Genomic DNA, 26,742 nt, shown 5'->3' on the forward strand with positions numbered 1-26,742 from the left:
CTCGCTCAGCAGAAGGAAGGCGGCGCCGGAGCTATGAGGGACTCTCAGCTCGCGTGGTTCAAGTCCAGCTATAGCGACGACCAGGGTGGCAACTGCCTCGAAGCCGCCTACACCTGGCGCCAGTCCAGTTACAGCGATGACCAAGGCGGCGAATGCCTTGAAGTCGCCTACACCTGGCGCCAGTCCAGTTACAGCGATGACCAAGGCGGCGAATGCCTCGAAGTCGCCTACCCCTGGCGCAAGTCCAGTCACAGCGACGACTTCGACGTCGCCTGCGTAGAGGTCGCCGCCTGTCCCCACACCACCCGCGTCCGAGACTCGAAGCTCGGCGCTCGGAGCCCGCAACTCGCCGTCGCGGCGCACGCGTGGGCCGCATTCGTCGCCCACGCCCGCAGCGTGTGACGCGTCGCCGCTCGAACCCCGTGCTTCGGGCGCCGAGATTCGAGCTCTGTTTGTGAGGATTGGGTGGTTTGGTTCAACCCGCCCTCCCTCCCGACCCCCGCCCACACCAGCGCACATGACTTTTAGTGATCGGCTTGCCACGTGCCGTCGTGACCCTCTAGCGTTCGCAGCAACAAGCGACCCCGGCAGGTGCTACCAACACCAGACCGGGGTCTCACCCAAAGATCGAAACGGACGATCTCGTGGCTTACGAAGACCCTAACGCGGTCATGCCCGCGCCCGCACACCCCATGGCCAACCCCGGCTACGGCAAACGACCCGTGCCGGACCAGTCGCCGTACCGCCTGGGCTGCTTGGACCATCTCCCGCCCCGCGAGCGCTACGTCGCCGCGTTCATCGACCGGCTTCCCGACGGGGCCGCCATGGACGCCAAGACCCTCGCCAAGGCGCTGCCCCTGTACGGCCAGCAGGCTGTCCGCACCGCCCTCAACGAGCTGTCCCGGGCCGGACACCTCCGGCGCGTACGGCGCCGCGCGGAAGGCGGGGCGACCGGCGACGGTGGGGAGGGCGTGACCCGCTGGGTGTTCCGCACCTACTGGACCCGTACCGCACGTGACAGCGAATGGTGGGCCCGGTTCCTCGCCGGTGACATACCGGGTGAGGCGCAGCCCGAGACTCCCGCAGAGGCATGCCCCGCCCCTGCGCCTCGGGCCGCCTCCGGCGACGTATCACCCCAGGAACCGAAGCAAGCCGAACGAGCCGAACGAGCCGAACGAGCCGAACGAGCCGAACAGGCCGAACAGGCCGAACAGGCCGACACGGAACGGCTTTCAGGGCGGCGTCGCCCTTCCGCCGCCTACGAAGTCCTCGCCCAACTCGGCCGCTGCGAAGCCCGTTTGACCCTCTCCGCCGCCGACTGTGCCGCCCTGGAGGAACTCGCCTCCGCATGGCTCGCCCGTGGCGCGACACCGGCCGGCCTGACGCTGGCCCTCGTCACCGGGCTCCCCGAGCAGGTGTACTCACCCCGTGCCCTCGTACAGCGGCGGCTGCGGGACAAGATGCCGCCCGAGCTGCCCGACCCGGAGGTACGCCTCACGCCACGCGCACGTCTGCTCATGGAGTGCACCGAATGCCGCGTGCCTGGCCGCCCGGAGGCCCTGCCCGGTGGTCTCTGCCGAGCGTGCCGTGGCGGCATCACGGTCGAAGCGCCGACGACCGCACTTCCCCGGACGGCCGTACGCGTCCGAGCCGCGCAGGTGCGCGGGGCGATCCGCATGCCACTGCGCACGTGAGCCACTTCCGTGCACCGGCCCACAGCACTTCCGCGCTCCGGCCCACAGCACGGTCGACTGGATGCGGCCGCTGGTTGAGCCTCCCCAGGGCCTGAACTGCCCTCACCCCACCCGCGCAGCCCCCGCGAACGGCATCTGATCGATGGGTGCCAGGCGTACCGGAGCCGATGGGTTCGGGGCGTGGATCATCTGGCCGTTGCCCACGTAGATGCCGACGTGGCTGATCCCGGAGTAGAAGAAGACCAGGTCCCCGGGGCGGAGTTCGGAGCGGGAGACGCGGCGGCCCGCGTTGATCTGGGCGTACGTCGTGCGCGGCAGCGAGATGCCCGCGGCGCGGTACGCGGCCAGGGCGAGCCCCGAGCAGTCGAAGGCGTCGGGGCCGGTGGCGCCCCACACATACGGGCTGCCGAGCTTCTGGTAGGCGTACGAGACCGCCGCGGCCGCACGGGAGTTGGGCGCCGTCGCCGAGCCGGCGCCGGACGGGAGCGCGCCCATGTCGCGCGCCGACGAACGTGACGCGTGACCAGCGGCCGTACCCGCCCCGCCGTCCCCCGCGAGCTGTGCACGCTGTTCGTCCGTGAGCCGGGACAGGAGCCGGCGCGCCTCGCCCAGCTTCCCGGTGATCGTCTTCTTGTGCCGCTTGAGCTCCGCCTGGCGGGACTTCAACGCGGCGAGTTCGACGTGGGCGGCTCCGCGCAACTGCTCGATCTCCCGCAGCTGCTTGCGTACCCGCCCCACGGCCGAGGCCTGCCGGCTGCCGGCGCGCTCCGCGAACGCGGCGCCGTCCAGATACTGCTCGGGGTCGTCGGAGAGCGCGAGTTGCACGGCGGGGTCGAGGCCGCCGCTGCGGTACTGCGCTGTGGCGATCGAACCCAGCGCGTCCCGTGCCGTGTTGAGCCGGTCCGTCTTGCGCGCCGCCTCGTCGCGCAGTGTGTCCAGCCGCTGCTCGGCCTTCCCGGCCTTCTCCTTGGCGCCGTTGTACTTCTCGGTGGCGACCTCCGCGTCCTCGTACAGCTGGTCCACCTTGGCCTTGACCTGCGCCGGAGAGAGCTGGGGCTCGGCGTGCCCCGTGCCCTCGAAACCGGTTGCCGTCGCCGCGCCTGCCAGGGCGATGGTGACGGCGGTGCGTGCAGTGTTGCCGCCGAGCGAGCGCTGTCTGGGCTTGCGGTGCGCTGCCACGAGGGCCCACATCCTTCCAAGAGACTTACGTTCCGTACGACCCAAGAGACTTTCGTTCCGTACGACCGCCGGAGCGAGGTCGTCCGGCTACGCGTCCGGCGGCGTCCCGCACAGGGGGAGCGGGCCGCCGCCGGATTCCTTCCTGGCGGTGGTGGCCGACGGCCGCCCCTGGCCCGGGCGGTGGTGGGAAGCCGGTCACCTGGGGGAGGACGCTAAACCTGAGAGTGATGGGTCGGTAACGCTATGTACGGAAGTGGCGCGAGTGAGTCGACGGGTGTCCGTATGTGACCGTGATCCCGGCCGGCCGCCGCCGACTTGACGCGTGGCGCTGACCGAAACGGCGGTTTCCGGACAGCCGGGCGGGTGCGGGTGCTATGGGCCGGGAGACCGGTGCTGTGGGTCGAGGGAGGCGCCCGCCCGGGGGTGGTCGACCCCGAGGAGGGTCTATGCCAACTGAGGTCCGGTGAAAAGCCGAGTGCCGGGTGTCAACCCAGGGCCGGTGAAAGGCGGCTCCGGGCACCCCGGTTAGGCTCCGGCTCCATGGACGTACTCATCCATCTCTTCGTCGGCCTGCACATCATCGGGATCGCCTCCCTCCTCGGCGGGTTTCTCACCCAGATGAAGGCGATGGGCCGGGGCACGGCCCGGTTCGTCCCCGCGATGCTGCATGGCGCGCTCACCATGCTGGTGACGGGGTTCGTGCTGGTCGGCCTGAACCAGGCCGACGACAACTCGCTCAACAACATCAAGCTCGGCGTGAAGCTGGCCCTGCTGATCGTGATCCTGGGGCTCGTCTATGTGAAGCGGGACGAGGAGAAGGTCGAGAAGGGCGCGTTCGGGCTGGTGGGCCTGCTGACCACGGCGAACATCTTCATCGCGGTCCTCTGGACCTGAGGCCGGTGCTCTGGACTTGAGGCCGGTGCTCTGGACTTGAGGCCGGTGCTCTGGACTTGAGGCCGGTGCTCTGGACTTGAGGTCGTTGCTCTGGACCTGAGATCGTCCGGCATGTGAGAGCGCGCGGCTTCGGCAGCCGGAACGGCGGCATGTGAGAACGCGCGGCTCCGTCAGCCGGAACGGCCCGCGCGGGCCGAGTGGACGGCCTGCGCCGCGACCGCCAGCCAGGCCGCCACCGCGATCCACAGCAGCACCTGTCCGGGCCCGCGCAGCCACGGCACCTCCACGGCGGCCGACACGGACAGCGTCGCCACCGCCGTCATCCCCATCGGGAAGACGCTCGCCCAGCGCCGTACGTCGTAACGGGGGCGCGGCCACCGCAGTTCCGCCACCGCCAGGACGCAGTACCAGGCCAGATCGAGCACGAGCAGCGCGACGGTCACGGTCCGCAGGACGCTGTTGTCGCCCTCGCTCCACAGGAACGGGCCACCATGGCCCGACAAAGACAGGCCCGCCTGCCCCGCGGTGACGAGCTTCGAGCCGGCCAGCGCCGAGATCGCCAGTGCCCCGCCCGCCACCCAGTGGTCCCCGGCGCCGTGGGCGACCTGCCGGGGATCGAAGTGCCACAGCCCGGCCGCGTAGAACACGAGCCCCAGCCAGAACAGCACGAGCGCCGCATGAGAGAGCCACGCGCTCCCCACCGCCACCGCGAGCGCCGCCGCGAGTACGGCGAGCCCCTGCGTGGCAACACAACCGAGGAACACGGCTCCGGGCATACGAGGTCCCCAGTGCCGTACGACCAGGACGAGCAGCCCCGGCCAGAGCACGGCAGCCAGCGCGAGCAGCGCCTCGGCGACGCCCTGCCACCCGAGCGCCGAGAAACGCGCCCCCAGCACCGTGGTCGCCGCGACCGCGGTCAGCGCGGCCGGCGTCCCCGCCTCCGCCAGCCACCGCTCCCGTTCCCGTACGAGCCGTGCCACGAAGTCCCCGGCCAGCGCCAGCCAGGCCGCGCAGGCCAGGACCAGCGCGATCCGGGACAGGGTCTCGTAACCGGTCAGGTGCAGCCCGATCGAGAGGATGCCGGTCGCCATCACGGCGGCACCGGCGGCGGGCGGGCGCTGCGCCCACCAGGTGAGGAGGGGGGAGGCGCCTGGCATGCGGCCGATGCTAGGGAGCTGCGCGTCTCTCGCACGCGGGGCGCGCAGGGCGCGAGCGCGCGGAGCGCGAAAACCGCCCGCACGCCCGCCTTGCCCACCCGCGCCCGCGTGCCCACCCGCGCCCGCGTGCCCACGCGCGCCTGCACGCCTCGCGCACGCCCGCGCGCCTGAACGGCTCACGCACGCCCGCGCGCCTGCCTGCCCACGCGCGCCCCGCATGCCCATGCCGGGCGCTGCCGCCGCGCGCGCCCGCACGCTTTGCGCACGCCCGCCCGTACGCCGGCGTGCACGATTCCCCGCGCGCCCGGACGACTGGTCCCGCGCCGCCCTCTCGTCTCGTGCGCCCCCGGTTGCGTATGCCATGAGGCACACGCCCGGCGCGCAGGCCGCCCAAGCCGGCGCGCACAGTCAGAAACGCGCCCCCGGAGGCGTCACAGCATCGCGCTTCACAACGTCACGCGTCACAACGTCACGCGTCACAACGTCACGACCTCGCCACGCCTTACGGCGTCACGCCGGCCGTACCACGCTGTGGATCGGCATCGTGTCGCCCGCGTAGTAGATCGACTCCTCGCGGACGTACGCGCCGGGCTTCGGGGCGTGGATCATCATGCCGTTGCCGATGTAGAGGCCGACGTGGCTGAGGTCGTCGTAGAAGAAGACGAGGTCGCCGGGCTTGATGTCGGAGACGGGGACCGTGGTGCCCGCCTTGACCTGGTCCCAGGTGGTACGGGGGAGGGTGACGCCGGCGGCCTTCCAGGCGGCGAGGGTGAGGCCGGAGCAGTCGTACGAGCCCGGGCCGGTCGCGCCCCAGACGTACGGCTTGCCGACCTGGGCGCGGGCGAAGGCGATGGCCTTGGCGGTCTTCGTCGCGTAGGCGGCGTCGGTGGAGGTGCCGGGGCCGGCCGAGCCGCTGCCCTGCTGGGGTGCCTCCTGCCGGCGCTGCTTCTGTTCGGCGGCCTGCTTGCGGGCCAGCTCCTCGGCCTTGCGCTTGGCCTCCGCCCGCTGCTTCTCCTCGATCGCCGCGAGCCGCGCCTTCTCCGCGGCGGTCAGCTTCGACAGCAGCTCTCGGGCGTCGGAGAGCTTCTGCTGGACCTGGGCCTTGGTCGACTTCAGCGTCGTCTGCGACGTGGACAGTGCCTGGAGGCTCTCGGAGGCCTCCTGGCGCTTCTTCGTCGTCGCGGCCTGCTCGGTGGCGTAATCGTCGACGGCCTGCTTCTGGCGGCTGGTCAGCCGGCTCATCAGCTGGGTCTGGTCGAAGTAGTCCTGCGGGTTGTCGGCCAGCAGGAGACTCGCGGTGTCGGGGGCGGCGGCCCCGGTGCGGTACTGGGCCGCGGCGAACGTGCCCAGCTCGTCCCGCGCGGAGTTGAGCTTCTCCGTGCGCTGGGCCACGTCGTCGAGGAGGGTGTCGACGCGCTTGCGCTGCTTGGAGGTCTTCTCCTTGGCCCCGTTGTACTTCTCGGTGGCGGCCTCGGCCTGGTGGTAGAGGTCGTTGACCTTCTTCTCGACCTCTTCCAGGCTGGGCTTGGGGTCGGCCGACGGCGCGGCGTTCGCCGTCTGCGAGAGCAGAGCCACGGAGGTGAGGGCCGCCGTGGCGAGGCCGGGGGTCCGTATGCCCGCTATGCCCGTACCCGTAGGACGCCATTTGCGATGCGACGCCAAGAGAGGCGACTCCTTCCATCATCCGCTTACCGAGTTAGCTGTCGGGTTCGGGCGGACGGTTCGGAAGGGTTGCCCTACGGTCCTGGCCCGACAAGGCGGTTGGACCGATTCACCCCGGGATCGATTGGGTCCCCGGCTCCGGCTGCCGCGGGGGCGCACCGGACTCAGCGGAGGCCGCGCCGGCCCGGCGATGTTCGCCGGTGAGGGTCGGGCGGCCTGACCGGCACGTTAGCCAACTCGTGTGACTTCTGTGAAGGTTGATGGGCGATATGCCCGATACATTTTCGTGACCTTCGCCATGGTCGCCGACCCACTCGGTCAATCCGGAGGGGTCTAGGGCGAGTTGTCCGGGGTGAGGGATTCCCCCGCCGTCGTTCGCCGCTAGTCGTTCGCCGCTCGTCGTTCGTCGTTCGCAGCCCGCAGCCCGCAGCCCGCAGCCCGCAGCCCGCAGCCCGCAGCCCGCAGCCCGCAGCCCGCAGCCCGCAGCCCGCAGCCCGCAGCCCGCAGCCCGCCGCCCGCCGCCGACGGGTGACGCACCGCCGCCCGCCGCCGGGTAACCGACCGCCGTCCGGCCTCGTACGGGCGGCCGTCCGAGGCCGCTCACTGTGCAGAGTCAGTACGTTACGGATGGCGAGGGGGGCGGGGGAGGCTTCGGAAGAGGCCGGCCGCCGGCCCGCCCCGCTTCGGGAAACCGGCCGGATTTCCGGGGTGGCCGCGGGGTGTCAGTGGGTCGGCCTAGACTCGGAGAGCGATGAGCAGCCTCTTTGACGACAGCTTCCTGGCGGACCTCAAGCCCTCCGCGGCCCACGAGGAAGAGCCCCCGCCGCCGCCCGAGGACGGGACGGCCGAGCCGCTTCCGGACGACCTGTTCGGCGGCCGTTTCGACGTGCCGCCGAGCCGATCGGGATCCCGCTCGGGCGAAGCCGGGAGCGGGGGAGGGTATTACCGCGACGGCGCCCCACGCCCCGTGGTCGACCCGGCCACGCTCCTGGACGGGCTGAACGAGAACCAGCGCGCGGCCGTGGTGCACGCCGGCTCCCCGCTGCTCATCGTGGCCGGCGCCGGCTCCGGCAAGACGCGCGTGCTCACGCACCGGATCGCGTATCTGCTGGGCGAGCGCCATGTCCACCCCGGCCAGATCCTCGCGATCACGTTCACGAACAAGGCCGCGGGCGAGATGAAGGAGCGCGTCGAGCACCTCGTCGGTCCGCGGGCGAACGCGATGTGGGTGATGACCTTCCACAGCGCCTGCGTCCGCATCCTGCGGCGGGAGAGCAAGAAGCTCGGCTTCACCTCCTCCTTCTCGATCTACGACGCGGCCGATTCCAAGCGCCTCATGGCCCTGGTCTGCCGCGATCTGGACCTCGACCCCAAGCGCTTCCCGCCGAAGTCCTTCAGCGCCAAGATCTCGAACCTGAAGAACGAGCTGATCGACGAGGAGGACTTCGCGGCGCAGGCCACGGACGGCTTCGAGAAGACGCTCGCCCAGGCGTACGCGATGTACCAGTCCCGGCTGCGCGAGGCGAACGCCCTGGACTTCGACGACCTGATCATGACGACGGTCAATCTGCTCCGCGCCTTCCCGGACGTCGCCGAGCACTACCGCCGCCGCTTCCGCCACGTCCTGGTCGACGAGTACCAGGACACCAACCACGCGCAGTACGCGCTGGTCCGCGAGCTCGTCGGCCCCTCCGGCGGCGACCGCCCCGAGGACGTGCCGCCCGGCGAGGGAGACCTCGGGCCCGCCGAGCTGTGCGTGGTGGGTGACGCCGACCAGTCGATCTACGCCTTCCGCGGCGCGACCATCCGCAACATCCTCCAGTTCGAGGAGGACTACCCGGACGCGACGACGATCCTCCTGGAGCAGAACTACCGCTCCACGCAGACGATCCTCAGCGCCGCGAACGCGGTCATCGAGCGCAACGAGAGCCGCCGCCCCAAGAACCTGTGGACCAACGCGGGCGCGGGCGCGCGGATCACCGGCTATGTCGCCGACACGGAGCACGACGAGGCGCAGTTCGTCGCCGAGGAAATAGACCGTCTCACCGACGCGGGCGACGCCAAGGCCGGCGACGTCGCGGTCTTCTACCGTACGAACGCCCAGTCCCGTGTCTTCGAAGAGATCTTCATCCGCGTCGGCCTGCCCTACAAGGTCGTCGGCGGCGTCCGCTTCTACGAGCGCAAGGAGGTCCGGGACGTCCTCGCGTATCTGCGCGTGCTGTCGAACCCGGAGGACACGGTCCCGCTGCGCCGCATCCTGAACGTGCCCAAGCGCGGCATCGGCGACCGCGCCGAGGCCATGATCGACGCGCTCTCGCAGCGCGAGAAGATCAGCTTCCCGCAGGCGCTGCGCCGCGTCGACGAGGCGTACGGGATGGCGTCCCGCTCGACGAACGCCGTGAAGCGGTTCAACACTCTGATGGAGGACCTGCGGACGATCGTGGAGTCGGGCGCCGGCCCGGCCACGGTCCTGGAGGCGGTACTCGAACGCACCGGCTATCTCGCCGAGTTGCAGGCATCCACCGACCCGCAGGACGAGACCCGTATCGAGAACCTCCAGGAACTCGCCGCGGTGGCCCTGGAGTTCGAGCAGGAGACCGGTGAGGGCGAGACGCCGGGCGGCCTCTCCCAGTTCCTGGAGCGAGTCGCGCTCGTCGCCGACTCCGACCAGATCCCCGACGAGGAGGACGGCAACGGAGTCATCACCCTGATGACCCTGCACACCGCCAAGGGCCTCGAGTTCCCGGTCGTCTTCCTGACGGGCATGGAGGACGGCGTCTTCCCGCACATGCGCGCGCTCGGCCAGACCAAGGAGCTCGAAGAGGAGCGGCGCCTCGCCTACGTGGGCATCACGCGCGCGCGGGAGCGCCTCTATCTGACGCGGTCCTCCATGCGCAGTGCCTGGGGCCAGCCCTCGTACAACCCGCCGTCCCGCTTCCTGGAGGAGATCCCGGACGCGCATCTGGACTGGAAGCGCACCGGGTCCATGGGCCCCGTGTCCTCGGGTCCCGTTTCGGGCGTGGCGGCCTCGCTCTCCTCGTCGCGCTCGCGGTCCGCGGCCTCGGGTGCGTCCGGCTTCGCGACGCGCCGCGGTATCGCCGAGAAGCCGGTGGTCTCACTGGCCGTCGGCGACCGGGTCACCCACGACCAGTTCGGCCTCGGCACGGTGGTCGGCGTCAACGGCACGGGCGCCAACGCGGAGGCGACGGTCGACTTCGGCGAGCCCAAGCCGAAGCGCCTGCTGCTGCGGTACGCGCCGGTCGAGAAGCTGTAGGCACCGCACCGGGCCGCACCGCACCGCACCGGGCCGGGCTCCTCGGCCCGGTCCCCGGCCGGTCGCCGGCGTGCGGGCACCCAGGTCACCTGGGCGCGGGCTGGGAGTCTGCGGCTTAGGTCGGGCCCCGCGAGTGGCTACGGGCCATGGCAGCGGGTCGGTTTACGTCGGGCCCCGCGAGTGGCTACGGGCCATGGCAGCGGGTCGGTTTACGTCGAGTCCCGCCCGTGGCTGCGGAGCCACGGCAGCGGGTCGGTTTACGTCGGGTCCAGCCCGTGGCTGCGGAGCCACGGCAGCGGGTCGATCGCCGAGCCGCCCGCGGGCCGGACCTCGAAGTGCAGGTGCGGCCCGGTCGAGTTGCCGGAGTTCCCGGAGAAGGCGATCGGGTCGCCGGCCTTCACGACCGTCCCCGACGGCACCTTGTACGTGGAGAGGTGGCAGTACCACGTCTCCGTACCGTCCTTGGCCGTCACGATCGCCATGTTCCCGTACGCGCTGTTCCACTGCGTCCGCACGGTGCCGTCCGTCGCCGCCATCACCGTCGTCCCGTACTGCACGGGGAAGTCGATGCCGGTGTGCACGGACATCCAGTTGATGCCGGCCTGGCCGTAGTAGGCGCTGAGCCCCTTCTGCGTGACCGGCAGGACGAACTTGGGGCGCAGCCGCTCCTTGCGGGCCGCCTCCTCCGCCGCCTTCTTCTTCTGGGCGTCCTGCTGGGCCTTGAGGTCGATACGTTCCTGCGTCCGGCTCGCCCGGTCGGCGAAGTCGTCGGCGTCCGCGGAGAGATTCGCGAGCTGCGTGTCCAGCTTGTTGTTGGCGGCGGACGGTTTCACGGACTTCGTCTCCGCCGCACCGGCCGTCGTCTGCTTGCCGTCGTCGCTGCTCACGCTCACCACGGAGGCGGCGGCGATCCCCGCGACCCCCATCACGCACGCCGAGGGCACGGCCACCGTCAGCAGCGCGGACCGCCGGGCCGGGGCGCGGCGCCGGGAACGATTCGCCGCGCGGGCCGCGGAACGGCCACCCGGGACGAAGGGGGTTTCGGAGGCGCGGTCGACGGCGGCCTCTTCGGCCTCATCGAGCAGCAGCGGTTCCGGCTCTTCGGAGTGCTCGTCGTCCCCGGCGTCGAACTCACCGTCCGCGGAGCCGGGTTGGTCGTACGGCACCTGCTCGAAGGTGGCGGTCGCCTGCTGGTCGAAGGCCTCGGAAGAGTTCTGGTCGTACGCCTCGGGCGACGCGGCCTGGTGTCCCTGGTCGTAGTCGTCGGGCGACGCGGCCGGATGGCTCCGGTCGTACGACTCGTAGGAGTCCTGGGTGCCCTGGCTGCCGTCCGAGTTCCACTGCGTGGCGTCGTACGTGCCCGTGTCGAGGGTCCCCGCGTTCCACTGCTGCGTGTGATCGCCCTGGTCGAACGGGGCGGTCCGGTCTGCCTGGAGCCACGCGTTCGCGTCCCACTGCCCGGTGCCGTCGGGGCCCTGCGACTGCGCGGGGATGTCGGCGAGTTGCTGGTAACCGGCGGCCCAGGCGGTCGTCTCGTAGCTGCCGGTGTCGTACGCGGCTTGCTGCTGCGCGGCGTACGGGTCGTAGCCGAACGCCTGGTGGCTGCCCGTGTCCTGCGTCTGATGACCGCCGGTGGACCAGTGCGTGGTGTCGTACGAACCGGTGTGGGCGCCCGGCATGTCGCCGAAGAGCGGGTCGGTGTCGAAACTGGCCGTCGTGTAAGCGGAATTACCGCCGGCATCACCGGTGTCAAAACCGGTGGCGGGGTAACCGTCATACGTGGTGAAGTCGCCGTACGGGGCACCCTGCTGGCCGTACGACGCGTAGTGCGCCGAGGTGGCATCGGGAGCCGGAGCCGGGGGAGTCACAATCCCCGACGGGTGACGGTCGTTCACCAACTTCTCTTTCGCCTCGACAACAGGGGCTGGCAGAGCAGTGCGGTGACTGTACCCGGCAGTACGCGGGCGCGACAATCTTCCGCAGGTTTCATGCCTGCGGGAAACGGGCATTCGGCCGTGTTTCGGCGGACTGCGGGCATGGCCTTGGCCTGGTGTTCGAAGAGTGTTCGATGCCAGGCCCGCGTCGAGTCGATGCCGGGCCCGCGTCGAGTCGGCGTCGAGTCCGCGTCGAGTCGACGTCTGGTCGATGTCCTGCGGCGCGCTCAAGCCACCGTCAGGCCGCCGGTCCGGGCGGCCGCCGGAACTCCTGTTTCTTCGGCGTCGAGTGCCTGGCGTATCCCGGTCGCGACCGCTGGATGCACGGGCAGGGCCAGGTGTCCGATCCCGCTGACCCGCACGTTCTGCGCGAGCAGGTCCGGGTGCTCGACGCAGGCGGTCTCCAACGGGACCATCAATTGGTCGAGATCGCTCCAGAAGCTCACAAAACGCGTGCGGCAGCCCGGTGCGGGCAGGCGCAGCTCCTCGATCACCTGCGAGTCCGGGCGCATCTGTCGCACGATCGGGTGCGCGTTCATCAGCGGTACGACGCGGGTGCCCGAGTGCGGTGTGCCGAGCGTGACGAGAGTGCGGACGCGGGTGTCCCCGCCGAGGCGCTGCACGTAATAGCGAGCGATCAGTCCGCCCAGACTGTGCCCGACGATGTCCACCCGCTCCTGGCCCGTGCGTTCGCAGATCTCCTCTATGTGCCGGCCGAGCAGTCCGGCCGCGGTGCGGATGTCGCATGTCAGCGGGGAGTAGTTGAGCGACTCGACGCGCTGCCTGCCGTGCTGCGCCAGACTGCGGCGCAGCAGGACGAAGACCGAGCGGTTGTCGATGAAGCCGTGCAGCAGCACGACCGGGGGTTTTGTCCCGGTGGGCAGCGTGGCGGTGTCCGGTGACGGGAGCGGTGGGGCTGTCCGGCGCTCCTGGGTGATCCCGGACGGGTAGAGGAGCAGATGTCCCGCGAGGATCGTGATCTCCAGGGCCGTCGCCTTGAGGAGGGCCATCGAGAGTCCGGCCAGTCTGCCGGGGAACAGGCGCTGGCAGAGTGGAAGAAGGGGCTCTACTGCCCTGGTGACCTTCATGGCCGACCTCCCGTCGGCACGCTGAGGACGACTCTGTCCCCCGTGTGCCCTAGTGGAAAGCCGCGGCGCGGTGCTCTTGCCGTCCCAGGCCGTCGCCGATGGGCCCCACCACCGCGGCGCCCCGCTGACGGTGCGGTGGTGCGGCCACCTCATGGCGGCTCTCCTTGCGCCTACTCCGCTGCGGTCCGTGTACCGCAGGTCCGTGGGGTCCTGCGGCGCGTGTGCCGCAGGAACTCGGAGACGTGCGCGGCGAACGTGTCCCATCGTGTGATTTCCCCCTCGCTCTCCACCGCGAAACTGCCGGGTGCGGGATGCTGGGGATAACGTTCGTTCACTTACCCGGCCGGTCGGTGCGGGGCATCCGTGCCGCAGGGGCGCATCCGGTGGATGGGCGGCGGTGCGAGTTGTCCCGGTACGGGATGTTCGGTGCAGGTTGTGTAGTCGGTTCATGGAGGCAGTGATGGGTGTGGCAGCCGGTCCGATCCGCGTGGTGGTGGCCAAGCCGGGGCTCGACGGCCACGATCGCGGGGCCAAGGTGATCGCGCGGGCGCTGCGCGATGCCGGTATGGAGGTCATCTACACGGGACTGCACCAGACTCCCGAGCAGATCGTCGACACCGCGATCCAGGAGGACGCCGACGCGATCGGGCTCTCCATCCTGTCGGGCGCGCACAACACGCTCTTCGCCGCGGTGATCGACCTCCTCAAGGAGCGCGACGCGGAGGACATCAAGGTCTTCGGCGGCGGCATCATTCCCGAGGCGGACATCGCGCCCCTCAAGGAGAAGGGCGTCGCCGAGATCTTCACACCCGGAGCGACTACGACGTCGATCGTGGACTGGGTACGGGCCAACGTGCGGCAGCCTGCGGGTATGTGACGGTTTCTGGCGGGGCGCCTTGAGCGGGGGGTCGCTTTGTGCCGGGGGGTGTCGGTCGCCTGGTGCCGGTGGGTGGGTGGTTCGCCGTCCGGTGCGTGGGTGGTTCGCCTGGCGCCGGTGGGTGGGTCGGGTCCGTGCCGGTACATCCGCCCGTCGCCCTACCGGCTGTGCTGTCTTCTGGGGGCGCTCTCTTGCCTGTCCTGACGCATGGCGACGGGCATTTGATGTACCGGCACGGCCCCTTCGGTGCGTGGGCGGCTGCGGGTGCGTGGGGGGTGCGGGCGGGGGCGGCCCGCCGTCGCTGTCTTGCGCTGCGGGCAGCGGGCGCCCCGGGGGGCGGCGGAGCCGCTCTTGCTGCGGGCTGCGGGCACGCGGTGGGGCCGTACGGTCATAGCTGCGGGCATGCGTGCCGCTCGGGGCGGCACGGGTGGGCGCAGCGGCACCCGCTAGGCGCCGGGCTCGCCGACCCACCCCTACGCCAGCACCGGCGCAGGGTGCCCACGTGGGTAGGGGAGTTTGCCCACCCGGGCGGCACCCCGCGGCGCCGGGCTCGGCGGCTCGCCCCTGCGTCGGCACCAGCGCAGGTAGGGGAGTGTGCCCACCCGGGCGGCACCCCGTGGGCGTCCGGTGTCCACGAGGAACGGGGGTCCAGTTGCAAGGGCGGCGCCCGGGGTCATGAAGACGGCGGAGGTGTCAGCTCGGTTGACATGGTGGCGCGCAGACGCAAGGTCGTGGTGAGGCGTTGGAACGCCTCGGCCCAGTAACCCCCCGCCCCGGGCGAGGCCCCCTCAGGCTCATCGGGCACCGCCGTGAGCCCGTCGAACCGCCCGGCCTCCGCAGGATCCAGGCACCGCTCGGCCAGTCCCATCACCCCACTGAAACTCCACGGATAACTCCCGGCGTCCCGCGCGATGTTGAGAGCGTCGACAACAGCCCGCCCGAGCGGCTCGCTCCAGGGCACCGCGCACACCCCGAGCAGCTGAAACGCCTCGGACAGTCCATGCGTCGCGATGAAGCGGGCCACCCAGTCGGCCCGCTCGGTGGAGCCCAGCGTCGCGAGCAGCTTCGCCCGCTCCGCCAGCGACACCGCTCCCGGCCCGCCCGCCTCCGGAGCGGAAGGGGCCCCGAGAAGGGCCCGGGACCAGTCGGCGTCCCGCTGCCGGACCGCCGCCCGGCACCACGCGGCATGCAGTTCCGGCTGCCAGTCGTCCGCCACGGGCAGCGCCACGATCTCCTCCGGCGTACGCCCCCCGAGCCGCCTCGGCCACTCCCCGAGCGGCGCCGCCTCCACCAACTGGCCCAGCCACCAGGACCGTTCGCCCCGCCCGGCCGGGGCCTTGGGCACCACCCCGTCGCGCTCCATGTCCGCGTCGCACTGGTGCGGCGCCTCGACCAAGAGCGTCGGCACGGGCCGCGTGCGGTCGACCGCCACACACGAACCGGACCGGGCCCCCATCCGCGCGGCCAGCGCCGAACCGGGCAGCGTGGACAACAACTCCGCCGCCGTGGCCCGCACATTGCGGCTGCGGTCGGACAACGCCTGCTCCAGGAACGGCTCGTCCGTCGCCTCCAGCCCCGTCCGCAGCGAGTCGAGGAACATCAGGCGGTCCTCCGCCCGTTCCGTCGCCCACGTCGTGGCGAGCAGTTCGCGCGCGGTCGCCGGCTCCTGGGCCCGTATCGCCGAGAGGAGCGCGACTCGCTCGGCGAACAGGCCCTCCTGCCACAACTCCCGTATCCGCTCCGGCTCCTCGGGCCCCGGCAGCGACGCGCCGCCGCCCGGCGCGGCACGCAGGGCGAACCGCCAGTCCGTGTTCAGCCGGCCCAGCCACAGCGCCCGCGGCCCGGCGAACGCCAGGGCGGCCGGCCGCAGGTCGGTACGGCCCCGGGCCGCGTCCAGCAGCGCGGGCAGCACGTCCGTCGGAGGGGCGAACCCGCGCGCGTTCGCCAGCGCGAGCCACTGGGGCAGCAGCTCCGTGAGGTCGGGCGCCGCCCCGCGACGGCCACTGGCGGCCCAGCCCGACCGGTCGGCCAGCAGCATGGAGAGCCTGCTCGCCGCGGCCGGCGGCAGCGGCGGGCGGGGATCCTCGGCCGCTGGTTCGGGCCGAGTCGCCGCCCGCGCGGGCCGCAGCCCAGCCCTTCGCCGTACGGTCTGCACGGCTGCCGCGTCCAGCAACGCCACCGGCGCCTCCCGGCCCGGCGCCGAACCCGAGGGCGTACGCCGGTCGGTTCCGAGCAACGCCGTGGTGACGAGGTCCTCCCAGGAGTCACCGACGGGCACGTCCTGGGGAGTCGGCGTCCTGTTCATGGGTGTCCCTTCTTTCGGGTCTTCAGGGGGTCGGAGCCGGAGTCGGCCGGCCCGGCCGGGTGGGTCAGCACAGGGACACCGCCTCTCCCTGTCCCTCCGGCCAAGCGGTCAGCGGTGTGAAACCGCGATGACCGCACTCGCCGAAAACCGTGACGGGCGCGCCTCCGGAGAGGGCGATCAGGCGCCACAGCCCGGGGCGGGCGGCGGCGGACATGGTGATCGGCAGTGCCAGGTCGCCGTCCGCGTCGGCGAGTTGCCAGGTGTCCCCGGCCGGGGTCGGTATGACCCGGTCCAGGGTCACCGGGTAGGAGTCGAGCCAGGGGTCGGACCGCAGGGCCTCTCCGTAGCGCACCGCCGCCTCCACCGTGGTCATGCCCGGCGGCCGTACCGTCGTGGGAGCCGGAGGTGTCAGCTGCTCGCCCAGCGCCACGCGCAGCTGACCGGCGCCCGCGTACGCCGAAAGGTCAGCCTCGAAGGCGAGTCCCACCGGCAGGGCCAGCTCGGGTGCGCGGCCTGCGGCTCCATAGGAGAGGAGCAGCGCGGTGCGGGCCGACTCGGCGCCGTGCAGCCAGATGCGGCGCGTGGTGAGGTGGCTCTCGGACGTGTCGTACTGGGCGAGGACCAGCCAGTGGTCGCGCGTCGGCGGGCCGTCGGCCTGCCCGGACAGTCCGATCCGCGCACGGACCGTGGCGGCCAGGCCGTCCGGCAGGCGCTCGCGGCGCAGCCAGCCCTGGACGAGGAGATGAATCAGCGCGCACTCCTCCAGCAGGCGCACCGGCCAGCCCGGCCCCGACGACGGGATCGCACCCAACTCCCTTACTCGCGCGGCCAGGCCGGGTGCCTGCGCATCGACCATGCGTGCCGCCGACTCCTCCCACAGCCCGTACCCCGCCTGCTCGGCCGCCGCGAGGCCCCCGCGCAGCAGATCGGCCAGCCGCTGCTCCAGCTCCACCGCCCCCGCGGTGATCCGCTCGGCCCGGCGCTCCGCCCTGCGCCTTGCCGCCTCCGGATCACCGGTGGACGGGGAACCGGCGGCCGCGGCCGTCCGTTTCTCCTCCGCACGCTGTCGCCGCCCCGCTGTCCACTGCTCCGCCCAGTCCGGCGCCGGCCCCCGCGGCACCGTCCCGCCCTCACCCGCCCAGAGCAGCAGCAGCCCGAGCGCGTGCTTGCACGGGAACTTCCGGCTAGGACAACTGCACTTGTACGCGGGCCCGGCGGCGTCCGCGATGTCGATGATCGTCTGATACGGCTTGCTGCCACTGCCCTTGCACAGTCCCCACACCGTCCCCTCGCCCGAACTGCCCGCTTCCGACCACGGTCCCGCCGCGCCGAGCTTGCTTCCCGCTTTGCGTGACGCGGCGTCAGGCGCCAGTGCCAGCACCTGATCCGCCGTCCAGCGCACCCCCTGCTGAGTCATGACATCGAAGGTAGATCCCGCCACTGACAATCGGCCGTCGCGAGGGCATTTCCGCAGGTCAGAACGCATTGTCAGTGGCGTGGTGCACGGTTGAGCCAGATCCGAACCGGCCGAGCTGGAGGGGGACCGAGCCATGACCGTGTCCGTTGAACCGACGTCCGTCAATCCGCCCGCGGGGCAGGCGGCAGGGCCTGCCGCGGGGCAGGCCGGCGAACAGGCCGGCGAGGTGCTGCGGCCGCATGCAGAGCTGGCCTTCGCCGCCGAACTCGCCGCGCTGGCGCAGCAGGACGACCGGCCGCGACCGGCCCGCTGGCGGATGTCGCCCTGGGCCGTCGCGACGTATCTGCTGGGCGGCACCCTGCCGGACGGCACGGTGATCACACCCAAGTACGTGGGCCCGCGCCGCATCGTCGAGGTCGCCGTCACCACGCTCGCCACCGACCGCGCCCTGCTCCTGCTCGGCGTGCCGGGCACGGCGAAGACGTGGGTGTCCGAGCATCTGGCCGCGGCCGTCAGCGGCGACTCGACGCTCCTCGTGCAGGGCACGGCGGGCACGCCCGAGGAGGCGATCCGCTACGGCTGGAACTACGCGCAGCTGCTGGCCCACGGACCCAGCCGGGACGCGCTCGTGCCGAGCCCCGTCATGCGCGCCATGGCCGAGGGAATGACCGCCCGCGTCGAAGAGCTGACCCGCATCCCGGCCGACGTACAGGACACGCTGATCACGATCCTGTCGGAAAAGACCCTGCCGATACCGGAGTTGGGTCAGGAGGTGCAGGCCGTCCGCGGCTTCAACCTGATCGCGACGGCGAACGACCGCGACCGGGGGGTCAACGAACTGTCCAGCGCGCTGCGCCGCCGTTTCAACACGGTGGTCCTGCCGCTGCCGGAGAGCGCCGACGCCGAGGTCGACATCGTCTCGCGCCGTGTCGACCAGATCGGCCGCTCCCTCGACCTGCCCGCCGCACCCGACGGCATCGACGAGATCCGCCGCGTCGTCACGGTCTTCCGTGAGCTGCGCGACGGGATCACCGCCGACGGACGGACGAAGATCAAGTCTCCCAGCGGCACGCTGTCCACCGCCGAGGCGATCTCCGTCGTCACCAACGGCCTGGCCCTGGCCGCCCACTTCGGCGACGGCGTCCTGCGCGCCGGTGATGTCGCCGCCGGCATCCTCGGTGCCGTGGTCCGCGATCCGGCCGCCGACCGGGTCATCTGGCAGGAGTATCTGGAGGCGGTCGTCCGCGAGCGGGACGGCTGGAAGGACTTCTACCGCGCCTGCCGGGAGGTGAGCGCATGAGCGGCCCGGAGAGGAGGCCGACCGGCCCGGAGGGAGGGCCCGAGGGGGCGGCGGAGCCCGGGCGGGGGGCGCGCTCCGCCGTACGGGAGGCAGGGTCCGGAGTGCGGGGTAGCGGGCCGTTGCTGCTGGGGGTGCGGCATCACGGGCCGGGGTCGGCGCGTGCGGTGCGGGCCGCTCTGGAGGAGGCGCGGCCCCGGGTGGTGCTGATCGAGGGTCCCCCCGAGGCGGATGCGCTCATTCCGCTCGCCGCCGAAGCCGGCATGCGGCCGCCTGTGGCGCTGCTGGCCCACGCCGTGGACGAGCCCGGGCGGTCGGCGTTCTGGCCGCTCGCCGAGTTCTCACCGGAGTGGGTGGCGATTCGCTGGGCCGTGGAGCACGGGGTGCCGGCACGGTTCATCGATCTTCCGGCCACGCACACGCTGGCGTGGGGGAGGGAAGAGGTGAGGCAAGAGGGGAGCGCCGCACCTCCCCCGGGTGACCTGATCGAGGACGCACCCACCGAACCGACGTCCGACCTGACGTCCGACCCGTCGTCCGCCCCGACGCCCGGCTCGGCGATGGACCCGAGCGGGGAACCGGATGGGACGGCACGGGCCGACCGGGTCGACGGAGGGAAGTGGGGCCACACCGGGGAAGGGGAGCCGGACCGCACCGGGGAAGGGGAGCCCGGTCGGGTCGGGGAGCGACAGACGGAGCCGGCGAGGGAGGCGGATCCCGAGGGGCCGTCAGGGGAGTCCGGCACCGCTGACCTCGACGAAGCCGTGCGCGTCGACCCCCTCGCCGTGCTCGCCGAAACCGCCGGGTACGACGATCCCGAGCGGTGGTGGGAGGACGTGGTCGAGCACCGGGGCGGAGCGGGCACCGATGCCTTCGCGCCCTTCGCGGCGCTCGGCGAGGCCATGGCGGCGCTGCGGGAGACGTACGGATCCGGCGGGCACGACCGGGACCTGGTGCGTGAGGCGTACATGCGGCTCCAGGTACGGGCCGCGCAGCGGGAGTTCGGGGACGACGTGGCCGTGGTGTGCGGGGCCTGGCATGTGCCCGCGCTGCACGAGAAGCGTCCGGTCGCCGCCGACCGGGCGCTGCTGAAGGGGCTGCCCAAGGTCAAGGCCGACATGACCTGGGTGCCGTGGACACATCGCCGGCTGTCCCGGGCGAGCGGTTACGGCGCGGGCATTGACTCGCCCGGCTGGTACGGGCATCTGTTCAGCGTCCGGGACCGGCCGATCGAGCGCTGGATGACGAAGGTGGCCGGACTGCTGCGTGACGAGGACAGGCTCGTGTCGTCCGCGCACGTCATCGAGGCGGTGCGGCTGGCGGACACGCTCGCCGCGATGCGGGGCCGTCCGCTGCCGGGACTGTCCGAGACCACCGACGCGGTGCGCGCAGTGATGTGCGAGGGCTCGGACGTGCCGCTCGCGCTGGTGCACGACCGGCTCGTCGTCGGGGACGTGCTGGGCGAGGTGCCGGATTCCGCGCCCGCGGTGCCGTTGCAGCGGGACCTCGCGCGCCTCCAGCGCCGGCTGCGGTGCAAACCGGAGCCGCTGGAGCGGGAGTTGGAGCTCGACCTACGCAAGGAGACGGACGCCGGGCGCAGTCGGCTGCTGCACCGGCTGCGGCTCCTCGGCGTCGACTGGGGCGAGCCCACCGCGTCGCGAGGCAGTACGGGTACGTTCCGGGAGACGTGGCGGCTGCGCTGGGAGCCGGAGCTGGCCGTGCGGGTCGCCGAGGCCGGCGTGTGGGGCACGACCGTACTGTCCGCGGCGACCGCGAAGGCCGAGTCGGACGCGGTCGCCGCGCGTTCCCTGGCCGACGTCACGGCACTCGCCGAGCGCTGTCTGCTCGCCGAACTGCCGGACGCGCTGCCCGTGGTGATGCGCGTTCTCGCCGACCGAGCCGCCCTCGACGCGGACGTCGGCCACCTTGCCCAGGCGCTCCCCGCCCTCGTCCGCTCCCTGCGCTACGGCGATGTGCGGGGCACGGACACCCACGCCCTCACCGAGGTCGCGGCGGGTCTCGCCGAACGCATCTTCGTCGGACTCCCGCCGGCCTGCGCGGCACTCGACGCCGAGGCCGCCGAGGAGATGCGAGGCCATGTGGACGCCGTGCAGGGCGCGGTGGGCCTGTTGGGGGAGGCCCGCGCGGAGGCGGGCTCCGAGCCCGAGCCGGGGCAGGCGCGAGGCGGGGAAGCCATCCGGGACCGTTGGCATTCCGTGCTGCGGGTGCTGTCCGGAAGGGACGCGGTGCCCGGGGTCATCCGGGGGCGTGTCGTACGACTGCTGCTGGACGACGGGGAGTTGGCGCAGGACGAGGCGGCCCGGCTCATGGGGCTCGTGCTGTCGCCCGGGACGGCGCCGGCAGACGCGGCCGCGTGGATCGAGGGGTTCGTCGGGGGTGGTTCCGGCGGCGGGATGCTGCTCGTGCACGACGAGCGGCTGCTAGGGCTGGTGGACGCGTGGCTGACGGGCGTACCGGCGGACGCGTTCACCGATGTACTGCCCCTGTTGCGGCGCACGTTCTCGGCGTACGAGACGGGGGTGCGCAGGACATTGGGTGAGCTGGTGCGCCGCGGTCCCGGAGCTGGGGCGCGTGCCTCCGTGAGCACCTCGGCCGTCCCGGGGTTCGCGGCCGAACTCGACATCGAGCGCGCGGACGCCGTGGTGCCGGTGCTGGGACTGCTGCTGGGGCTCACCGAGTTCGACGGCGGCGGCACGGCCGGCGGCGCCGATACCGACGTCGTCCGTGATGCCGCCGACAACAAGCTGATGGGGGTGGCCTGATGGCAGGGGCAGGGGCAGGGGCAGGGGCAGGGGCAGGGGGAGGGGCAACGGCAACGACGATCGGGACCTCGGTGGACGATCGGGGCGACACCGGGGGCGGGACTGCATCCCGAGCTGGCGCCGGTGCTGGTGCTGGTGCAGGTGCCGGAGCCGCTGCCGGTGCCGGAATCGGAGTCGGGCCTGCGACGGAAACCGGGCCCGGAGACCGGCGGGCGGACGAGTCCGGGACCGGGTCCGGGTCCGGGTCCGGGGCCGACGAGCGGCTCAGGCGGTGGCGGCTCGTGCTCGGGGGAGACGCGGCGGACGGCACCGGATGCGTACTCGCCGGGCAGGACGTCGGGATGGACGGCGCGCTCGCCGCGCTGTACGGGCAGGGGGACAAGGCGCGGTCGGGGCGGGAGCGTTCGGCCGGGCTGGGGGCGTCGGCGCCGTCCGTCGCGCGGTGGCTCGGGGACATCAGGACGTACTTCCCCTCGTCCGTCGTACAGGTCATGCAGCGGGACGCCATCAACCGGCTCGGGCTGTCCACCCTGCTTCTGGAGCCGGAGATGCTGGAGGCGGTGGAGGCCGACGTGCACCTCGTGGGCACGCTGCTCTCCCTCAACAAGGCCATGCCCGAGACGACGAAGGAGACGGCACGGGCCGTCGTGCGCAAGGTCGTCGAGGACCTGGAGAAGCGGCTCGCCACCCGGACGCGGGCCACGCTCACCGGTGCCCTGGACCGCAGTGCCCGTATCAGCCGCCCTCGCCATCACGACATCGACTGGAACCGCACCATCGCGGCGAACCTCAAGCACTACCTGCCGGAGTACCGCACGATCGTGCCCGAGCGGCTGATCGGTTACGGGCGCGCGTCCCAGTCCGTGAAGAAGGAGGTCATCCTCTGCATCGACCAGTCGGGGTCGATGGCGGCGTCCGTCGTGTATGCCTCCGTGTTCGGCGCCGTTCTCGCGTCGATGCGGTCCATCGCGACCCGGCTCGTCGTGTTCGACACGGCCGTCGTCGACCTCACCGACCAGCTCGACGACCCCGTCGACGTCCTCTTCGGCACGCAGCTCGGCGGCGGTACGGACATCAACAGGGCGCTCGCGTACTGCCAGTCGCAGATCACCCGGCCCGCGGAGACCGTGGTCGTGCTCATCAGCGATCTGTACGAGGGGGGCATACGGAACGAGATGCTGAAGCGGGTGGCGGCGATGAAGGCGTCGGGGGTGCAGTTCGTGACGTTGCTCGCGCTGTCCGACGAAGGGGCGCCCGCGTACGACCGTGAGCACGCGGCGGCGCTCGCGGCCCTCGACGCACCGGCGTTCGCCTGCACGCCCGACCTGTTTCCCGACCTGATGGCAGCGGCGATCGAAAAGCGGCCGTTGCCGATACCGGACAACGAGTGATCTGCCGAGGGGGACAGCGGCGACTTGCCGGATGCCGAGAGTGAGGAGGGCCGGGAAGCCGCGCAGAGGCAGGAAGCCGCACGGGGTCAAGAGGCGCACGGGGTCGAGAAGCCGCACATGGAACCGCACTTGGAACGCATATGGAACCGGACAGGAACCGGGCAGGAACCGGCCATGAATTACCACCGGTAACGGGAGACTTGCACAACCTCAGGAGTCCCGTGCGAGGATCGAGAGCCCCTTCGAATTCCAGTGGTGCGCAGGCCGTGTTCCGTCCCACGCCGCCGGATTCCGTCTCGTTCCGCCGCATGGGAGGCTCTCGCCGTCTTGGTCCCGCCAGTCGTACTGCCCTTCGCCGGTGCCGCTCTGCGTGTGATGCGCACGGCGGCAGAGCGGCACGGGCTGCAACTGGGGCTGTTGGCAGGCGGGTTGTTCGCCCTGGGTCTCCTCTGCGGAGGGCAGGCCCATGCGACGGACACGGGACCGTCCGTGCCGGCGAATGTCATCCGGGCCGTCCAGGGCTCGGCCCCGCACACCGTCCAGAGCTCGGCCGCGCACACCGTCAGGATCCCGGCCGGGCACACCGTCAGAAACTCGGCCGGGCACACCACGCGGGTCGTGGGGGCGCCCCGGGAGAAGACCAGGACGCCTGAAGCCCCTTCAGCCTCATCGGTCAATCGAGTCCCTCCGGCCCCTGAACCCGTACGCCGGGCCACTGACGGGCCCGTACGCCGGGCCACTGACGGGCCCGTACGCCGGGCCACTGACCGGCCCGTACGCCCGCCCACCGGCCGGCCTCTGCCCCCGGCCATGCACCAGCCCCAGCATCCGGCCGCCGACCAGTCCGTACGCCCGGCCGCCGATCAGCCCCAGCATCCCGACAGCGGCCGGCTTCCGCGTCCCGGCGATGGTCGACAGCTGAGTCCGGCCGCCGGAGTGGTCAGGCCGGTCGGGGATCTCGTCGGGGCGGTCGTGGGGACGGTCGCCGAGGGGCTGACGGACGTGAGTTCTGGGCTCCAGGGAGGGCCAGAACATCCCTCGCTGCCTTCGCTGCCTTCGCTGTCCTCGCTGCCTTCGCTGTCCTCGCCGCCGTCGCTGCCTTGGCTTCCCGAAGGCCCGAGCTTCCCCGATGGGCCCGAGGTACCGGGTGCGCCCGAGCTCCCGGCCACGGGTCAGACTCTGCCTGCCCCGACCCCGACTCCGACCCCGACCCCGGCCCCCGCCTCCCCGCGGCAGCCGGCCGGCGATGCGGTGCGGTCGAGCGCTGACGGGCGTGACGCGGGTGGGGGCGCGAGCGCGGGGAGGGTCGGCGTGCGCGGGCCGCGGTTCGGCGGGACCGGAACGCCTGCCCGGGGTGCGCGCGGTGGCGCCGAGGGCGTACGCACCCCGTACGTCCAGGGAGTACGGGCCCTGCAGACGCCCGCGCGTCAGGCGCCCGGCGATCCGGTCGGCGTGCTGCGCAGCCAGTCGGCGGTCGACAGCGGTACGTCCAGGCACGGCGACCCGCATGCCGTCACTCTGATCCATCGGGTGCCGTTGCGGCTCGTGCCCGGCGCTCCCGTGGCCGTCACCGTGGGGGAGACCCGGGACAGGCACCGGGACATCCGGGAGTTCCCCGGCTAGGTCGGGTCCCGCCCCTCCGCGACAACGTGTGCGGAGAGGGTCACGTCTGCGCGCCGCCCGGACACCGGTCAGGATCCGACCAAGGGCGCCGCACCAGACACCCGCCCCGTGCCCCCGCGCCGTACGGACATCCGTACACGGACCCTGCTGTACACAACGGACCCCGCTGTACATAACGGACCAGCTGTACACGGGCGGACCCGTACACGGCCCCCTGTACGCAGGCGGACCCGTACAACGGACACCCCCGTGCGCGGACACCCCGTACACGACGCCTCCCCGCAGTCCGGACACCCCCACACACGGCGCCTCCGTATTACGGACACCCCCGCCCACGGGTGGCCCATACACGGGCGGACCCGTACACGGGTGGCCCGTAACACGGGTGGCCCATACACGGGTGGCCCGTACACGGCCGGCCCGTACACCGGTCCCCCAAGACGGCCGCAGGTCGTCCCGAGGGGGATCCCATCGACACCGTGGGGACCACGTGGCCCCGGACGGCCGAATGCCATCGGTCGTCCTGCCGTGTGAGCCCGCGGGCAGGGCCGGGCGGTCCCCATTGGGGTGGGGACCGCCGGGCCCGGGCCCTTCAAAGCCATTGAGGGGCCTGAGCCTTCAAAGCCGTTGAAGGCTCGCTCAGGGGTCTCACCGGGCAAACCCCGACCCGGTGAGACCCCGCTCCAGGACTCAGGAAGGCCGGCGTCTGCGCAGGTCGGATGCCAGGGCCGGAGTGTGCCGGGGGCGCCGCGGGCCACGTCCGAGACCGCTCCTGTGACAGGTATCACCGCTCAGGTGTGACCTCCGATTTAGGGACCCACGGCCAGCGGCGATAACCTGCGAGACGGACATGCCGCGCGCTCGGACACCGTGTGCGCCACCCTTGTGACAGCGGACGTCACGTTGCCCTTCGCGGCACGCCCATGCAGACAGCAGACCGCAGAGCGGCGAGATCACTGATAGGGACGGACGCGCGTGGACCTGTTCGAGTACCAGGCGAGGGACCTCTTCGCCAAGCACGGTGTACCGGTGCTGGCCGGTGAAGTCATCGACACGCCTGAGGCAGCCCGCGAGGCGACCGAGCGTCTTGGCGGCAAGTCCGTCATCAAGGCACAGGTGAAGGTCGGTGGCCGAGGCAAGGCCGGCGGCGTCAAGCTCGCCGCCACCCCGGACGAGGCCGTCGCCCGGGCGACGGACATCCTCGGCATGGACATCAAGGGCCACACGGTCCACAAGGTGATGATCGCCGAGACCGCGCCCGAGATCGTCGAGGAGTACTACGTCTCGTACCTCCTCGACCGCACCAACCGCACCTTCCTCGCCATGGCGTCCGTCCAGGGCGGCGTGGAGATCGAGGTCGTCGCGGAGGAGAACCCCGAGGCCCTCGCGAAGGTGCCGGTCGACGCCAACGAAGGTGTGTCGATCGAGAAGGCCCGCGAGATCGTCGCCCAGGCGAAGTTCCCGGCCGAGGTCGCGGAGCAGGTCGCCGAGATCCTGGTGACGCTGTGGGACACCTTCATCAAGGAGGACGCCCTCCTCGTCGAGGTCAACCCGCTCGCCAAGGTCGCCTCCGGCAAGGTCATCGCCCTCGACGGCAAGGTCTCGCTGGACGAGAACGCCGACTTCCGTCAGCCGGACCACGAGGCGCTCGTCGACCACGCGGCGGCCAACCCGCTCGAGGCCGCCGCCAAGGAGAAGAACCTCAACTACGTCAAGCTCGACGGCGAGGTCGGCATCATCGGCAACGGCGCGGGTCTCGTCATGAGCACCCTCGACGTCGTCGCGTACGCCGGTGAGAACCACGGCGGCGTGAAGCCGGCCAACTTCCTCGACATCGGCGGCGGCGCCTCCGCCGCGGTCATGGCGAACGGCCTGGAGATCATCCTCGGCGACCCGGACGTCAAGTCCGTGTTCGTCAACGTCTTCGGTGGCATCACCGCCTGTGACGAGGTCGCCAACGGCATCGTCCAGGCGCTCCAGCTGCTCAAGGACAAGGGCGAGGAAGTCACCAAGCCCCTGGTCGTGCGCCTCGACGGCAACAACGCCGAGCTGGGTCGCAAGATCCTGTCGGACGCCAACCACCCGCTCGTGCAGCGCGTGGACACCATGGACGGCGCGGCCGACAAGGCCGCCGAGCTCGCGGCTGCGAAGTAAGGGACGAGGGAAA

The 26,742-nt window shown here is 71.8% G+C and carries 17 protein-coding genes and 1 riboswitch; of the genes, 10 read left to right on the forward strand and 7 right to left on the reverse strand.

Translation table 11 applies throughout. The features are described 5' to 3' along the window. Nucleotides 1-33: 33 nt before the first annotated feature. Nucleotides 34-402, forward strand: a complete 369-nt coding sequence (locus ACFVYF_RS27845; RefSeq protein WP_389459688.1) for a DUF397 domain-containing protein — start codon at nucleotides 34-36, stop codon at nucleotides 400-402. Between the two features lie 269 nt (nucleotides 403-671). Then, the gene (locus ACFVYF_RS27850) at nucleotides 672-1,694 is read left to right on the forward strand and encodes a hypothetical protein (protein ID WP_389459690.1); all 1,023 of its coding nucleotides are present in this window, start codon (nucleotides 672-674) and stop codon (nucleotides 1,692-1,694) included. Nucleotides 1,695-1,796: 102 nt separating this feature from the next. On the opposite strand, the gene ACFVYF_RS27855 is transcribed toward ACFVYF_RS27850, so the two are convergent. Beyond that, nucleotides 1,797-2,873, reverse strand: a complete 1,077-nt coding sequence (locus ACFVYF_RS27855; RefSeq protein ID WP_389459691.1) for an NlpC/P60 family protein — start codon at nucleotides 2,871-2,873, stop codon at nucleotides 1,797-1,799. Between the two features lie 540 nt (nucleotides 2,874-3,413). Here ACFVYF_RS27855 and ACFVYF_RS27860 point away from each other — a divergent pair. Next, nucleotides 3,414-3,767 (forward strand): hypothetical protein, encoded by a 354-nt coding sequence (locus tag ACFVYF_RS27860; protein WP_383282878.1) that lies wholly within the window; start codon nucleotides 3,414-3,416, stop codon nucleotides 3,765-3,767. A 170-nt stretch (nucleotides 3,768-3,937) separates the two neighbouring features. On the opposite strand, the gene ACFVYF_RS27865 is transcribed toward ACFVYF_RS27860, so the two are convergent. After that, nucleotides 3,938-4,924, reverse strand: coding sequence for a tellurite resistance/C4-dicarboxylate transporter family protein (locus ACFVYF_RS27865; protein ID WP_389459693.1), 987 nt, complete (start codon nucleotides 4,922-4,924; stop codon nucleotides 3,938-3,940). 510 nt (nucleotides 4,925-5,434) lie between these two features. Continuing rightward, nucleotides 5,435-6,586, reverse strand: coding sequence for an NlpC/P60 family protein (locus ACFVYF_RS27870; protein ID WP_389459694.1), 1,152 nt, complete (start codon nucleotides 6,584-6,586; stop codon nucleotides 5,435-5,437). A gap of 7 nt (nucleotides 6,587-6,593) precedes the next feature. Then, a riboswitch (cyclic di-AMP (ydaO/yuaA leader) is annotated at nucleotides 6,594-6,766 on the reverse strand. A gap of 571 nt (nucleotides 6,767-7,337) precedes the next feature. On the opposite strand from ACFVYF_RS27870, the gene pcrA reads away from it, so the two are divergent. Continuing rightward, complete coding sequence (gene pcrA / locus ACFVYF_RS27875) at nucleotides 7,338-9,860, forward strand: DNA helicase PcrA (RefSeq protein WP_389459695.1); 2,523 nt, start codon at nucleotides 7,338-7,340, stop codon at nucleotides 9,858-9,860. Nucleotides 9,861-10,117: 257 nt separating this feature from the next. Here pcrA and ACFVYF_RS27880 read toward each other — a convergent pair whose 3' ends face one another. After that, nucleotides 10,118-11,755, reverse strand: coding sequence for a M23 family metallopeptidase (locus tag ACFVYF_RS27880; RefSeq protein WP_389459696.1), 1,638 nt, complete (start codon nucleotides 11,753-11,755; stop codon nucleotides 10,118-10,120). Between the two features lie 266 nt (nucleotides 11,756-12,021). Then, the gene (locus tag ACFVYF_RS27885; RefSeq protein ID WP_389459697.1) at nucleotides 12,022-12,882 is read right to left on the reverse strand and encodes an esterase/lipase family protein; all 861 of its coding nucleotides are present in this window, start codon (nucleotides 12,880-12,882) and stop codon (nucleotides 12,022-12,024) included. A gap of 460 nt (nucleotides 12,883-13,342) precedes the next feature. Here ACFVYF_RS27885 and ACFVYF_RS27890 point away from each other — a divergent pair, with 460 nt between their 5' ends. Beyond that, entirely contained in the window at nucleotides 13,343-13,759 is a 417-nt protein-coding gene (locus ACFVYF_RS27890) for a cobalamin B12-binding domain-containing protein (protein ID WP_389459698.1), read from the forward strand. Between the two features lie 673 nt (nucleotides 13,760-14,432). Here ACFVYF_RS27890 and ACFVYF_RS27895 read toward each other — a convergent pair. Then, a complete protein-coding gene (locus ACFVYF_RS27895) occupies nucleotides 14,433-16,064 on the reverse strand; it encodes a DUF5691 domain-containing protein (RefSeq protein ID WP_389459699.1) in 1,632 nt (543 codons plus the stop codon). Nucleotides 16,065-16,128: 64 nt separating this feature from the next. Continuing rightward, nucleotides 16,129-17,481 carry an SWIM zinc finger family protein gene (locus tag ACFVYF_RS27900; protein ID WP_389459700.1) on the reverse strand — a complete coding sequence of 451 codons (1,353 nt, stop codon included), beginning with the start codon at nucleotides 17,479-17,481 and terminating at the stop codon, nucleotides 16,129-16,131. 133 nt (nucleotides 17,482-17,614) lie between these two features. Here ACFVYF_RS27900 and ACFVYF_RS27905 point away from each other — a divergent pair, with 133 nt between their 5' ends. The 5 genes from ACFVYF_RS27905 to sucC all read left to right on the forward strand — a co-directional run bounded on the left by ACFVYF_RS27905 (nucleotide 17,615) and on the right by sucC (nucleotide 26,729). Next, nucleotides 17,615-18,781, forward strand: coding sequence for an AAA family ATPase (locus ACFVYF_RS27905; protein ID WP_389459701.1), 1,167 nt, complete (start codon nucleotides 17,615-17,617; stop codon nucleotides 18,779-18,781). Beyond that, nucleotides 18,778-21,561: a DUF5682 family protein gene (locus tag ACFVYF_RS27910; RefSeq protein ID WP_389459702.1), complete on the forward strand. Its 2,784-nt coding sequence runs from the start codon at nucleotides 18,778-18,780 to the stop codon at nucleotides 21,559-21,561. Before ACFVYF_RS27905 ends, ACFVYF_RS27910 begins: the two co-directional genes overlap by 4 nt. Nucleotides 21,562-21,842: 281 nt before the next feature. After that, complete coding sequence (locus tag ACFVYF_RS27915) at nucleotides 21,843-22,952, forward strand: vWA domain-containing protein (protein ID WP_389459703.1); 1,110 nt, start codon at nucleotides 21,843-21,845, stop codon at nucleotides 22,950-22,952. A 1,311-nt stretch (nucleotides 22,953-24,263) separates the two neighbouring features. Continuing rightward, on the forward strand, nucleotides 24,264-24,575 hold the full coding sequence (locus ACFVYF_RS27920) for a hypothetical protein (RefSeq protein WP_389459704.1): 312 nt from the start codon (nucleotides 24,264-24,266) through the stop codon (nucleotides 24,573-24,575). A gap of 975 nt (nucleotides 24,576-25,550) precedes the next feature. Next, nucleotides 25,551-26,729: an ADP-forming succinate--CoA ligase subunit beta gene (gene sucC, locus ACFVYF_RS27925; RefSeq protein WP_389459705.1), complete on the forward strand. Its 1,179-nt coding sequence runs from the start codon at nucleotides 25,551-25,553 to the stop codon at nucleotides 26,727-26,729. Nucleotides 26,730-26,742: the final 13 nt, after the last annotated feature.

This window comes from Streptomyces sp. NPDC058274, from assembly GCF_042881375.1.
Lineage (GTDB): Bacteria > Actinomycetota > Actinomycetes > Streptomycetales > Streptomycetaceae > Streptomyces.

Coding starts and splice junctions, on each gene's coding strand:
- ACFVYF_RS27845 (WP_389459688.1), top strand. CDS start 34: ATGAGGGACTCTCAGCTCGCGTGGTTCAAGTCCAGCTATAGCGACGAC.
- ACFVYF_RS27850 (WP_389459690.1), top strand. CDS start 672: ATGCCCGCGCCCGCACACCCCATGGCCAACCCCGGCTACGGCAAACGA.
- ACFVYF_RS27860 (WP_383282878.1), top strand. CDS start 3,414: ATGGACGTACTCATCCATCTCTTCGTCGGCCTGCACATCATCGGGATC.
- ACFVYF_RS27865 (WP_389459693.1), bottom strand. CDS start 4,924: ATGCCAGGCGCCTCCCCCCTCCTCACCTGGTGGGCGCAGCGCCCGCCC.
- pcrA (WP_389459695.1), top strand. CDS start 7,338: ATGAGCAGCCTCTTTGACGACAGCTTCCTGGCGGACCTCAAGCCCTCC.
- ACFVYF_RS27885 (WP_389459697.1), bottom strand. CDS start 12,882: ATGAAGGTCACCAGGGCAGTAGAGCCCCTTCTTCCACTCTGCCAGCGC.
- ACFVYF_RS27890 (WP_389459698.1), top strand. CDS start 13,343: ATGGGTGTGGCAGCCGGTCCGATCCGCGTGGTGGTGGCCAAGCCGGGG.
- ACFVYF_RS27895 (WP_389459699.1), bottom strand. CDS start 16,064: ATGAACAGGACGCCGACTCCCCAGGACGTGCCCGTCGGTGACTCCTGG.
- ACFVYF_RS27900 (WP_389459700.1), bottom strand. CDS start 17,481: ATGACTCAGCAGGGGGTGCGCTGGACGGCGGATCAGGTGCTGGCACTG.
- ACFVYF_RS27905 (WP_389459701.1), top strand. CDS start 17,615: ATGACCGTGTCCGTTGAACCGACGTCCGTCAATCCGCCCGCGGGGCAG.
- ACFVYF_RS27910 (WP_389459702.1), top strand. CDS start 18,778: ATGAGCGGCCCGGAGAGGAGGCCGACCGGCCCGGAGGGAGGGCCCGAG.